At 33.2% G+C, this 12,688-nt stretch carries 8 protein-coding genes; 2 read left to right on the forward strand and 6 right to left on the reverse strand.

The genetic code is table 11. From position 1 onward, the window contains the following. Positions 1-58: 58 nt before the first annotated feature. From Q0787_RS04130 to Q0787_RS04145, 4 genes are all read right to left on the reverse strand, one after another. On the reverse strand, positions 59-2,812 hold the full coding sequence (locus tag Q0787_RS04130) for a CHAT domain-containing tetratricopeptide repeat protein (RefSeq protein WP_298900972.1): 2,754 nt from the start codon (positions 2,810-2,812) through the stop codon (positions 59-61). A gap of 200 nt (positions 2,813-3,012) precedes the next feature. Further along, the gene (locus Q0787_RS04135) at positions 3,013-4,290 is read right to left on the reverse strand and encodes a S8 family serine peptidase (RefSeq protein WP_298900973.1); all 1,278 of its coding nucleotides are present in this window, start codon (positions 4,288-4,290) and stop codon (positions 3,013-3,015) included. Between the two features lie 86 nt (positions 4,291-4,376). Next, positions 4,377-7,010, reverse strand: a complete 2,634-nt coding sequence (locus Q0787_RS04140; protein WP_298900974.1) for a T9SS type A sorting domain-containing protein — start codon at positions 7,008-7,010, stop codon at positions 4,377-4,379. A gap of 191 nt (positions 7,011-7,201) precedes the next feature. Beyond that, positions 7,202-9,508 carry a PKD domain-containing protein gene (locus Q0787_RS04145; protein ID WP_298900975.1) on the reverse strand — a complete coding sequence of 769 codons (2,307 nt, stop codon included), beginning with the start codon at positions 9,506-9,508 and terminating at the stop codon, positions 7,202-7,204. 169 nt (positions 9,509-9,677) lie between these two features. Between Q0787_RS04145 and Q0787_RS04150 the strand changes: the two genes are divergently transcribed. Together Q0787_RS04150 and Q0787_RS04155 are read left to right on the forward strand one after the other, a co-directional pair. After that, positions 9,678-10,226, forward strand: coding sequence for a sigma-70 family RNA polymerase sigma factor (locus tag Q0787_RS04150; RefSeq protein WP_298900976.1), 549 nt, complete (start codon positions 9,678-9,680; stop codon positions 10,224-10,226). A gap of 3 nt (positions 10,227-10,229) precedes the next feature. Then, entirely contained in the window at positions 10,230-11,030 is an 801-nt protein-coding gene (locus tag Q0787_RS04155) for a M48 family metallopeptidase (RefSeq protein WP_298900977.1), read from the forward strand. A gap of 13 nt (positions 11,031-11,043) precedes the next feature. Here the strand turns inward: Q0787_RS04155 and Q0787_RS04160 are convergent, their stop codons facing one another. Continuing rightward, the gene (locus Q0787_RS04160; RefSeq protein ID WP_298900978.1) at positions 11,044-12,132 is read right to left on the reverse strand and encodes a hypothetical protein; all 1,089 of its coding nucleotides are present in this window, start codon (positions 12,130-12,132) and stop codon (positions 11,044-11,046) included. A gap of 7 nt (positions 12,133-12,139) precedes the next feature. After that, complete coding sequence (locus tag Q0787_RS04165; RefSeq protein WP_298900979.1) at positions 12,140-12,676, reverse strand: hypothetical protein; 537 nt, start codon at positions 12,674-12,676, stop codon at positions 12,140-12,142. Between the last annotated feature and the right edge of the window lie 12 nt (positions 12,677-12,688).

The raw sequence follows: 12,688 nt of genomic DNA on the forward strand, positions 1-12,688 counted from the left end.
GAAGCAAACAAAAGTTTAAAAGCAATGTTGGACTTTTTTTATTAACGAATTACGTATATCATCTATTATGATTATGCGTTCTAAACTTAAAAAACACAACTAATAAAATACCAATACTTAGAATTGCAATCACGATATAGTATACATTTCTATGATTGTCAAACTCAGGAGTTGTGTCTCCAGTTAATACTAACGAACTCCAATAAAAAGGAGAAGCTTCACTCGTGTTTTTATGATTGTTTATATATGATATTTTCGCATTTCTGAGGGCTTCAGATTTAGAATCGCCTTCCTTAAGGTTTGAATAAAATGTAGTTATTATTTCGTTTGTTGATTGTTGATTAATGTCCCAGAGTGAAGACACCACACTTTTAGATCCCGAATTAATAAATGCTCTAGCTATACTCATTACGCCTTCTCCCTTTTTAAGTTCTCCATGTGACGTTTTACAGGCACTAAGTACGACTAAATTTGATTTTTGATTTTTAAAATAAATGTCATTTAGCATTAGTTTTTGATCATTAAAAGATATCCAAGGTTGATTATTTAAGACACCTCCATGTGTAGATATATGAACTACTTTTGAATTGCCATATTCACTAAGAAATTTATGCTTTGTTGCTGCTTCATTAACAATCATGCGTGTATTTAATGTTGTTTCAATAGTTAAAGTTTCGCTTTCTGAAATAAATAAATTAGGTAAGGAACGGTCTTTAAAAACCGAAGGACTAATAGCTAAGAAATCATTCTTAAATTCCTCATTATGAGAAATTGCTAATGATGAATATGAATACGCATAACTCACTTCGCAAAAATTTATTAAATATGAAGACGCTAAATCTTGCTCTTTATTTGTTATAAACGATTCAAAAGGAATATAGTTTAATCTACTATCAGGTATTATAATTAACTTTTTATTGGTAAAGATGTCTTTGTTGTTTTTAAGAAAAGGGAACAGGTTAAGATAAAGTTTATGAGATATATCTTTAAAGTACTGTTGATCTTTGTAATCAACAAACGGCTTTCTAATAAGACCATCATACTGATCTAAAGCCTTATTAATATAAACCATATCTTCTAAATAGAATACCTCCTTATGCGATTTTGTTACCAAAACAACAAAACCTTTGTCTAAACTAAGTTTGTATTGCAGAACTATTTCATTGTCCTTAAGAGACTCTTGGACCATTTTAGAGTTGAATACTGTGATTTTTTTCTTAAAATTATGATATCTAGGATATGCTGTTTCCAGAGAATCTATAAAACGCATATAAGTTTGTTTTTTAGAGAACACTTCGTTTTTTAGGCTATCTCTTATTTTAATATCCTGATGTGATTTTTTTAATAAAAACAGTTGTTCTTCTACCTTTTTAATTGCACCAATAAGATCATATTCTCTATGAATTAAATAATCGGGAAGTTGAGCTAAGACCTTGGCTTTACTAGTTGTAATATTCTCTAATAATAATAAGGCTTTACTTTTTTCAATAAAATAGAAAGCAGTTTCTGGTTGGTTTAATAAATAGGCTGCTTCTGTAGCATTTAAATAGAAGTTTGATGCTTCTTCTCTCCAAAGTAATTTTGAAAATTCTTCTCTACTCTCAAAATAAATAACATCTACTATTTGGTCTGATAATGTATATAGTTTCAGTGCTAATTGTAAATATTTGGTTTGTAAGGCTTCATTCTTTATTAACATTAGAATGTTAGCCTTATCTATAATATAACCCAATACATCTACCTTATCGTTAACAGCATGAAGTGCATTAAAATTTGGAATATCAAAAACATTAGTGTTTTCGGTTTGAAGAAATTCTGAAATGGCGTCATTATAATAAGATAGGGCAAGTTCATAGTCTTTTTCCTCTTTATGCAAATCTGCCAAATTATTGTATAATGATGCTCTCTTTTCGTTATCATTAACATAAGGTAATGCGTCATTGAAAAACTTTCGAGATTCTTTTAGGTTGTTATCTTTTCTATTTGTTATTCCTAAATTTATAAGTGAATTACATATATTTAATGAATCTGATAACTCACGAGATAACTCTAGAGATTTTAAGTATCTAAATTTAGCGTTTTCATATGCTCCAATCTCGTCGTAAAATGATCCTGCATTTAGTTCTTTTGTTATAATATCGGTGTTTTTAAACTCATATTCTAGGCTAAGTTTATCAATTCGTTTAATAATTTGTAGGACTTCATCTTTAAATTTTCTATTGTCAATTTTCGAATACGTATCTAGAAGATTAATGAGGGTTCGCCCCTCTTCTTTATAATCTTCACGTTCTTTGAGAATATATATGGCTTTATTATAAAATGAAATAGCTTCGTTAAAATCACCAAGATCGCAATAAGAATTTCCTAAAACTCTATATATTATTGCCTGTCTAACGGTTTCCTTTGGGTGTTTTTTTAGGAATGCTTTTCCGTATATGATAGATTTATTATATTGTTTTTTCTTATAGTATAGGTTAACAAGATTTTTATCATTCTTTAAATAAAAATCGTCTTCATCGGGAATATTCTTTCCAATATTTTCAATTTTTAAAGCATAAGCAATAGACTTGTCAAGATCTTTTCTATAAAACCCTTTTAACAAAGAATGATATATACGTGCAAGTTTATCCTGATTAACCTTATCTTCTTTGCCATGTATTAAACTGTCTAATAGTTGTTGTTTTTTATGTATATCTAAGTCTTCTTTCTCACATAGTATTTCATAAATATCTAAGAGAGATTTATCATTTTGAGCCGTTAAACCGCACGACCAAAAACAACATAATACCACAAAAAAACCTTTGTAAAACATTAAGCAAGTTAGATTTAAAGTTCAAATCATTAATATATAAATAAACAGTCAAATATCGCAGATAGACTTCATATAAAAATTCACAGCCTCTTTTTTAGAACACTGAAAATAAGTTGTTTAAATAAAAGAGGAGCGGTTAAACTCCTCTTTTGAGTTTAAATGTAAGATTTACCTAAACTTTAATTTAAACTGTGCTATAATCAATCTACATATAAAAATGCCGAATGCTTAATTTTGAATAATGAAGGTATATAAATACTACTTGCTATTACTTGATTTTTTAAAGTTTGAGCAGACATCCCATTTTGGTAATGATAGGCGCTATAAAATGATGCATAAGCTGCTGAAAAAGAGGTCCCGTTATAATAATAAGTTTCATTATTATAAACAAACGGAATGTTCTCACTTATTGCTGCCACATCAACTGAAATGTTTCCAAAATTGGAGAAGTCTGATAAGCCAATTGCTCCTGGACTAGAAGGACCTGTAGCTGTATTAAAACTTCCAGACAAACCAGCAATTGATAGAACATTTTCAGATTCAAAAGATGATGGAAAATGCGGTTCGTGGTCATTGTTTTGATGCTCATTACCAGCCGAGCAAACCACTAAAATATCATCTTCAACAGTATCGATAAACTTATTCAGAATTTCATAATCCTGATTATACCATCCAAAGCTCATATTTATTATTTTAATATTTCGTTTTTTAGTAGCATATTGAAATCCGCATAGCGCATCGAAATAATTTATGTTTCCGTTTTCATTGGCAATTTTTACTGGTAGCAATTGATAAGGCACATTATTACTATCTAAATTTGATGTTATAATATGACTTACAACTGTTCCGTGCATACTCAAGTGATTATCAAACGGATCATTATTATTTTCAACAAAATTCCAACCAAATAATTCTTCGCTATTGTTATCTATGCAAGCATCTTCACTGGCATTATATAAAAACGAATTCGAAAATCCGTCGTAGTGATAATTAATCCCTGTATCTAATACGGCAATAGTAATACTTTGATTAAGGGCAACAACTTTAGTAACAGCATCATCTAAGACTCCAAAGGAGTTAAAATTGAATGCCAATTGATCATGAGGTATACTAATTACTGGATTAAGATCTGTTCCTTCAATTTCTTCATCTACTTTCGCTGTTTCCTTTTTCTCCTCAATATTTATATTGTTCGTATTACTTTCATCAAAAATCCACAACTCAAGATTTTCATCTGCGCATTTGCATTGCTTATATTCAGTCACACCATATTCTATTCGTTTTTGTTGTTTTTCAAAATTTGTTGTTCCCTCAGGATACAAAATGATTAATTCATTACCTCCAGTACTGTTTCCATTTCTATGGTTTGACACTCTGTTTTTTTCACTATGGATATTTTCTTCACTTATTGTTTCTTTTTCACAACTCCATATAACTATCAGCGCTAATACTGATAAAAATCTTAATATGCTTTTCATAATTTTATTGTTTAAATTAATATTGTTTAGGTAAAATAAAAGTTTCGGCTTGATATGTATCAAACCGAAACTCTCTTACAAGTATGTTATTCAATAACAACTCTTTTGGTTATTACCCCGTTAAGGGTTTTAAAATTAAATAGGTACAGGCCAGTTGGCAGATTTAAATCTAAACCAAATTCGATAACCCCTTTGCCCGACTTCTCCTTGTTGATGGTCTTAACCAATAAACCATCATATCTATAAATCTTCAATTCAACAAATGAAATCCCTTCTATCTCAACTCTTACATCCATTTGTCCTTTATTTGGATTTGGATATATTGAAACCTTGTCATTAGACGTTGTATCATCTGCTAACCTTAGTGTTGGCAAATGACAAGCCTGAGTTGACACTGGTGAGGTTGTTCCATCTGCACATATTGCCGTTACTTGCCATACAAAACACTTGCTCTGCAAACTTAAAGGCAATGTATGCGTTGTAAATGTGGTTGTAATTGGCGCAATAGAAACTCCTAATCTACAACACTCTATCTTGATTACACTTGGCGAACTAATAATATAAGACACTGCTCCAGGCACAGGATCCCATGTTAAATCACTTCCAATAGCTTGTAAATTACTAGGTGCTGTTAATCCATCACATTCTTTGGTCTCACATTCATAAATAAAATCAAAGGTGTAAACACATTCATGTCCTGCTGGATCTATTACAGTTACTGTAACTGTATACAACACATCAACATATACCAAAAATTGATTCGTATTCACGTCAACACCTGATGGGTTTCCTGCCCATGACACATTAATCGTTTCAAAATTTGTAATAGGATCTCCATTACTATCAACCACTGTAGTAGATACAACTCCTGACTCGCATGGATCACAATCCTTTAACGCTTCCTTTGAACGTTCTAATATCGTAAATGCACGTTCTGCATCCGACTTACTAACTATCGTATTTGTAGCTCGTGATTCTAATCCATTAACTGAAGCTAATGTTGCTACTTCTTCATCTGGACATTCATCAAATACTACGGAAATATCATCCAAACAACAATCCTGCTCTATCAACACCGTTACACTTTCACTATAAGGATCTCCACACGTATCGAAACCTGTGATGTTAGCCGTAAAACTCGTTAAAGAACTCCCTGGTGGTACACAGAATAACCCATTTAAATCCGTTAATACTGGATCTGAGGTATTGTACACTGCGTTCTCTACATTGGTCGCATTAATTGTAACACAGTTTTCTCCACACGGAATCGTATAAGTTAACGTATCGGTTATGTCTTCTCCATTGGCTGTAATCGTTACAGCTTCTGGAACACAACATACTTCCAAATAACTAATGGTATATTCACAACCATTTGGATATGTTATCGTTACCTCATAAGTTTGATCCTCTACGGCACCATATAAAATATCTGATGTACTGATCTCTACACCATTTAATGTCCATGAAAACGTATATCCATCTAGTAATAACAATGGCGTATTACCATCTAAAACGCGGATTGGCCAAGAGTCTAACTCACATACATTATTCGTCTCACATAACTCCCAATGTGGCTCCACATATGGCTCGTCTAGACAGCAGTCTTGTTCTAGATTAACGGCTATATTTTGACTATATGGATTCCCACAAGAATCTACCCCAGTAATATTAGCAGTGAAACTTGTTAATGAACTTCCAGGCACACAGAAAAGACCATTTAAATCGGTTAATACAGGATCTGACGAATTATAAATTGCATTCTCTACATTTGTAGCATTTATGGTGACACAACTCTCCCCACAGGGAATAGTATAGGTTAATGTATTTGTAATATCGACACCATTGGCAGTAATGGTTATCGGTTTTGGAGTACAACACCCACTATCCAGTGGTTTTCGTGTTTCCTGCCATGTAAAGCAATTGGGTATCCACACACCATGTTTAATATAGTAAAACTTGTTTGGGTCGAGCCCTGTAAAAGTAGTACTTGTTCCTCCTTGAATATTTGATGCAGAACCAATGGTCACTGCGTCACTCGTTTGTCCTTCGACACTCGTTTCATAAACTCTCCACCATTGGGAAGGCACAGGATCGTTTGCAGTAACTGTGACATTATACGTATCCTCTAAACACTCGTATTCATCGATTGTAAATTGAGAAGAAATACTTGGAGGACAACAGTTGAGGCAAGCATATTTTAATGCTATTTGTACCCAATAGCAGCTGTTAACATCACTTGTCCATCCAATATAAAATTCGATATCTTCCACGACCTTCGGCTCTCCAGTATCTGGGCAAATTGGAGCATGCTCATTTGCAAAAGCTATGGTTGTTTCTAACATAGCCACCTGATCGGCAGGCGTATATGGACCTCCTCCTCCAGATCCATCGCACACTTGCCATATATCTGGTTCTATGTCTCCATTATCACATCCATAACTATAATCTACAATTTCTTGATGCGTAAATTCACCTTCGCAATCATACAGTAAATCTAAGTAGCAATCAACACCATTGTCTAAAGTTCCATCTGAAGACACATCATCAAATGGTGGATCACCATCAAAGCAATGTCCAATATCGGCCTCTCCATCAGCTCCTGTTAAATCAAACATTGATTGTGCAGTTTCGAAACAGCTTTCAAAATCTTGAGCATGTAGCATATTGCTAAAAAGAAATAGCATACACACTAGCAAGAAGTGCATCGTTGTTTTTTTCATAATAAAAGTAATTTTTGGTTGATTCCTACTCTATTGAATTAGGCTTTTCGGATACTGCCCTTAAACTATTTATAGTTAAGAGGCAAATAGATTATTTTGTTACCCAAAGAATTGGAACGTTTAAAAAAAAATCCGATTTATGTAAAATAAATCGGATTTTAATATCACGCTTTTTAAACTTTAAAAAGGGCTTATTCTATAACAACTCTTTTCGTTATTATTCCATTAGCCGTTTTAAAGTTGAACAGATACAAACCTGATGGTAAATTTAAGTTTAAGCTAAAATTTAAAGCATCTTTATTGCTTACCTCTTTATTGATGGTTTTAACTAATAAGCCGTCATATCTATAGATTTCTAACTCCATAAATGAACTGTCTCCCACATCAACGTTAATATCCATTTGCCCTTTATTTGGATTAGGATGTATTGTAACCTCAGAGCGTTGTCTAGATTTAACAGGCCCATCACTCACGCCTTCACAACCGTCCCTATCTAATTGAAAAGTTCCAGATTCTGTTACCGTATTAACACATCCATTGGCATCAGTAATAGTCCAAGTCATTGTAATATTATAGGTTCCATTACTTAGTGTTTGGTAAATTCCATTTCCAGTCGTCACTATTGGAGTTCCTCCATTTATTGTAAATGAAAATTCTTCTTCAATAATATCGCTTGAGGCGCAACCAACATCGGTAGATGCTCCTATGAAATACAAACAATCGGTAATATATGTCACTCCAAAATCGATTATGTTTTGGTCGTCACATAAACAATCGTCTTCACATTCATAAATAAAATCAAAGGTGTAAACACATTCATGTCCTGCTGGATCTATTACAGTTACTGTAACTGTATACAACACATCAACATATACCAAAAATTGATTCGTATTCACGTCAACACCTGATGGGTTTCCTGCCCATGACACATTAATCGTTTCAAAATTTGTAATAGGATCTCCATTACTATCAACCACTGTAGTAGATACAACTCCTGACTCACATGGATCACAATCCTTTAACGCTTCCTTTGAACGTTCTAATATCGTAAATGCACGTTCTGCATCCGACTTACTAACTATCGTATTTGTAGCTCGTGATTCTAATCCATTAACTGAAGCTAATGTTGCTACTTCTTCATCTGGACATTCATCAAATACTACGGAAATATCATCCAAACAACAATCCTGCTCTATCAACACCGTTACACTTTCACTATAAGGATCTCCACACGTATCGAAACCTGTGATGTTAGCCGTAAAACTCGTTAAAGAACTCCCTGGTGGTACACAGAATAACCCATTTAAATCCGTTAATACTGGATCTGAGGTATTGTACACTGCGTTCTCTACATTGGTCGCATTAATTGTAACACAGTTTTCTCCACATGGAATCGTATAAGTTAACGTATCGGTTATGTCTTCTCCATTGGCTGTAATCGTTACAGCTTCTGGAACACAACATACTTCCAAATAACTAATGGTATATTCACAACCATTTGGATATGTTACCGTTACCTCATAAGTTTGATCCTCTACGGCACCATATAAAATATCTGATGTACTAATCTCTACACCATTTAATGTCCATGAAAACGTATATCCATCTAGTAATAACAATGGCGTATTACCATCTAAAACGCGGATTGGCCAAGAGTCTAACTCACATACATTATTCGTCTCACATAACTCCCAATGTGGCTCCACATATGGCTCGTCTGTACATACTTTGTCGCAATCTGTGATTTCAATATCTACGTCATAAGTGACCTCACATAATTCTCCTGTAACATTATCTTGTAGATTAAAAGAAACTGTTACAGTATAACTTCCATTTTCAGTATAAGAATGACTTGTAGAAACAGGTAACCCCGTAGTTGTTTCTTCTAATGAGTCGTCCCCAAAATTCCATGTAAATTCCTGAATTAAGGTCGCGCAACCATCTATACCAAACCCACTAAAATGAAACGAAGCATCACATGCATCAACAGAGTAATAGATTTCTCCTCCATTAATGCAGTCACATGCGCTAGATGAGCAATCTCCAATAGGTTCTGGCATTTCAAATAAACGATGACTTGCACAAAAATCATATCCAAACCAAGGTTCAATTGTTCCTGGATCTGTATAATCATAAAACCCTTGCATAATCCATGTTTCTACACTAAAAGGTGTATTAGTATTAAATGTAAGTTCATAAATTAATGCGTTACTATCTACCAAATTTGGCACGCCTAAATACACCCAAGTGTTATCTGAATTTGGTCTGATATAACCATGAAAATCTACTGGGTTTCCATCTGGTGTATGTATAGAACATAAATCAATTCTAAAATTATATGTATAATCATTAGTGTCATTACAAACAGCTTCAACCTCAACGAGATCAACTTTAATATTTGGAATTGCCGCATCATTTAATGACTCTAGATTAGAGAAACCAAATGAGTAAAAGCAACATAAAAAGCCTAATACGGCTATCAAATAATTTTTTTTCATAATTAAATTGGTTTATAAATTAGTTCTTACTCTATTGAAATAAGGCTTTTCAGATTTCGCCTTCAAGCTAAATTGAATCGATTCATAAGTAAGAGGGGTTTTGGGTTTTTTGTTACCCAACATTTTTAATTAACTTACACCTAATTAATTATCAACCTATTGTTGTTATATGAAAAATGATGATTTTATTCGTCAGTTTTTAGAAGGAAACCCAAAAGCCCTTGATCATATTTATACTACGAATTTTACGTATGTCTCGCATTATATTACAAGTAGAAGCGGCAGTATAAAAGATGCTGAAGATGTGTTTCACAATGCGTTACTAATTCTATATGTAAAACTCAAAGAGAAAAAAATAAACATACAATCATTTGACAACTATCTATTTACAGTTTGTAAAAATCTATGGAAAAGAGAAAACTCTAAAAAGAAGGTAACAAATACAGATGTTTTTCCTCTAGTAAGTGAAGAACTAAATTTAGCCTCTTTTTATTTAGAGCACAGTCAATGGGAATTGTACAAAGAAAAGTTCGAGTTACTTTCAAAACAATGCAAGGTGATATTAAAAATGATATTTGAAAAAAACTCTTACGAAAGTATTGTTAAACGGTTTTCTTATTCATCTCAAACGGTGGCAAGACAAAGAGTTTTTAAATGTAAAAAAAGATTAACCCAATTAATTAAAGAGGATTCTAGATATTCTAATCTTAAATTATAAATAATGAGCTTAAACAAAGATATCGATGATAGAATTATGAAATATCTTGATGGTCTAATGACAGCAAAGGAAATTGCAGATTTTGAGCAAGACCGGGAAGATAATGCTGAGTTAGATGATATGGTTTCGATACTGGAAAACATGAATGTTATTTATGATGACAGTAACTGGCCTATGCTAGGAAGTGACACAGAAAAACTAAAAGAAGCGCGTCTACTTTTTAGTAATGACGATGTACAATCATTTTCTAAGAAAGTAAAATCATCGGAAACTAAGTTTAAGAACAAAGCGCCTAAAACAATTAAAAAGCCGTTAAAATTCGTGTCAAGCATTGCAGCCGTTCTATTGCTAGCTCTTTGTATTAACTATTTTTTTAACTCAAACACCTCTGCAAATGAGCTTTTTAATGAATACTACAGCACTCAAGATTTACCATCATTTGCAACAAAAAGTAGCAATATTAATACTCTAATTGAAGCCGAAACATTATTTAAAGAAGAAAAATATACTGAAGCTTTACAGCTTTTCGATGCCATTACCGATGATTCAGGTAATCCAAATATTTTAATCTATAAAGCAGTATCTAATTTAAATCTTCAGCAGTACGATACTGCTTTAAAACACTTAGATAAGTTAGAAAAAAGTAATGCTATAGATTTTCACAAAGCCTATTGGTTTAAGGCTTTGTTACACTTAAAGCAAGATGAAAAAGGTAAAGCAATTTTCAACTTAAAGATACTCACAAAAAACGAAGGATATTTTAATCATGAAAAAGCTATTCGTTTATTAAATGCCTTGAATTAATCTAAAAATTAACTCACCTCCCTTTCCAGCTTTTAATGATTTCTGGGTCGTATAGTGCATATCCTCTTCGATCTGGGTCTTCGGTAACATTTAAATACGTTTTATAGAATCGTACTATTTGATTAAAACTATATCCATAAACACTACTATTTCTTGGGACTACCATAACCCTTCTACCGCTTGCTCCACCACGCTCATAATCTGAGCCAGTTCCGGGTAAAGCTGCATAAGTTTTAACTTTAGTATTGTGAGCCATTTGACCAGAATAGGTATGTACCATACCTCTAATTAAGAAGCCCTTCACTTCCAATAGTGTTCTAGAAAATCGTCTGGTATTAGTAGTACTTGGTGTTCTTGATCTAAAGAAAAATAAGGGGTCGTAGGCAAAATTCCTATCTGCAAATTCTTGGGTAAAGGATAGGTCAAACGTATCAGTATCTAAATGTCTTCCATAGCGTTTTGCTCTAAATTGTGGTGAACGCAATACCTTCTGAATAACTTTTTTATAAAGTCTACTTGCCGCACAACCCCAAACCCATACATAAGCATTATTTGCAAAAGCATTTTTATAATATAACCATCTTGTGAAATCCATATTAATCACATTGGTATCTTTTCTTCGCCCGTCTTTATCCCATGGATCACGTGTTCTAGATTGTGACCCATTGGTCTTAAACTCGTCTCTTTCAAATGTATTGACAAGTACGGGGCCTCCCCTCCAGCCATGACCTAAAACAGAAAATTCATAAACCGTTCCTGGTTCGTTTTTTCCTATGTTTTGAATATATGAATAAGCATCAGTAATAGATATCACGTTGGTGTTGGCCTGAATAAACTTTCGTTCTTCCGAATAATGTGTCGCATCATCTATGGCATCAAAACTGTCATTTTCCAGAGTCCAATGTATAGCGCCATTATTTACTGTACCTTTATCTACACGTCCATGACGAACATCAAATAAAATAAAATTCACGTTAGGATCTGTGCGCCAAGCACGATGTTGTCTTATTAAAAACGCCGCTCTTCTTTTTGCAATGGTCGCAATATTAGTTCTCCCATTGTGGTATTCATATCCGGCAACTAAAATCACATACTTTTTCATTATATACTTATTGATCAATAACGGGCTGTAGTTCAGATAGATTTACTTTTTTTCCCACATCTTGTTTAAGTTTATCTTTAACTGAAGCATTTACTTCCTGAACTTTGTAAGTCTTAGGCATTGTCAATTTAGAATAGTCTACATATTTAGCAATAAGTGACGTGTCTAGTGTTATAGGGCCATTAAATCTAGGCGGTCTGGGAGGTCCTACTGGACTTGGATCTTTAGCATTATCTAACTTATAAGCAAGATCATTTAACGCATACTCATATTTAGTGAGCATCGCCATTAACTTAGACATATCTACAGTTAGGTTATTTACTTCATCATTGAGTTCTTCATTTTTATTTGCAAGAGGCAAACTAAAAAATCCAACCACAAGAGTGGATAGTATCACTAAACCCATAAACATCCAAATTGTCTTAACGGCAATCTGTCTTGGCTCTTCTCTTTTTAACTCTGTTTTCATTAAATAATAGGTAAATCCTATCATCAACAATGCAAATCCCGACACACCATAACTTAAAAGTTTGCCGCCTAACATATCTACTACATT

The sequence above is a fragment of the uncultured Psychroserpens sp. genome, from assembly GCF_947492715.1.
GTDB lineage: Bacteria > Bacteroidota > Bacteroidia > Flavobacteriales > Flavobacteriaceae > Psychroserpens.

Coding starts and splice junctions, on each gene's coding strand:
- Q0787_RS04145 (WP_298900975.1), bottom strand. CDS start 9,508: ATGAAAAAAAATTATTTGATAGCCGTATTAGGCTTTTTATGTTGCTTT.
- Q0787_RS04155 (WP_298900977.1), top strand. CDS start 10,230: ATGAGCTTAAACAAAGATATCGATGATAGAATTATGAAATATCTTGAT.
- Q0787_RS04165 (WP_298900979.1), bottom strand. CDS start 12,676: ATGTTAGGCGGCAAACTTTTAAGTTATGGTGTGTCGGGATTTGCATTG.
- Q0787_RS04160 (WP_298900978.1), bottom strand. CDS start 12,132: ATGAAAAAGTATGTGATTTTAGTTGCCGGATATGAATACCACAATGGG.
- Q0787_RS04150 (WP_298900976.1), top strand. CDS start 9,678: ATGAAAAATGATGATTTTATTCGTCAGTTTTTAGAAGGAAACCCAAAA.
- Q0787_RS04135 (WP_298900973.1), bottom strand. CDS start 4,290: ATGAAAAGCATATTAAGATTTTTATCAGTATTAGCGCTGATAGTTATA.
- Q0787_RS04130 (WP_298900972.1), bottom strand. CDS start 2,812: ATGTTTTACAAAGGTTTTTTTGTGGTATTATGTTGTTTTTGGTCGTGC.
- Q0787_RS04140 (WP_298900974.1), bottom strand. CDS start 7,010: ATGAAAAAAACAACGATGCACTTCTTGCTAGTGTGTATGCTATTTCTT.